Source organism: Arthrobacter sp. Y3223164, assembly GCF_059091005.1.
The window spans coordinates 1-439 of the sequence record NZ_JBNHGF010000858.1; the positions used below are offsets into that span (position 1 = coordinate 1).

The 439-nt window shown below is 74.9% G+C and carries 1 pseudogene; it reads left to right on the forward strand.

Annotated features, from left to right (window positions below):
* A pseudogene (locus AC5RUJ_RS18405) lies at positions 1-439 on the forward strand (selenocysteine-specific translation elongation factor); the annotation flags it as partial.

The following is a 439-nucleotide window of genomic DNA, read 5'->3' on the forward strand; positions in this document are numbered from 1 at the left end:
TGTGCTGGCCGGAGTCCAAGTCCTCGACGTCGACCCGCCCGCGCTCGACCGCCGCGGGGACAGCGCCAGGCGCGCCGAAAGCCTGACGGCGATGCCTCCCGCCGGCGACGCGCTCATCGAGGTGGCCCGCCGTGGTGCCGTCCGCAGTGAACACCTCCGCCGGATGGGCGTCTCGGCGCCCAACAAGGTCCCCAGCGACGTCCGGGCGTTCGGCGAGTGGTGGGTGCACGCAACCGTCTTCGACGACTGGCGGCGGCGGCTTCGGGCCGCAGTGCTGGAACTGGGGGAGCGGGACCCGCTGGCGGCCGGCCTCTCCCGCGGAGCCGCCGTTGACCTGCTCGGACCGGCAGGAAACGCGGTTCTCGACGCGGCCGTCCGGGAGGCCGGGCTGGAACAGGTCGGCGGATACGTCCGGCTGCCAGGCCGGCACGGCGGCCTC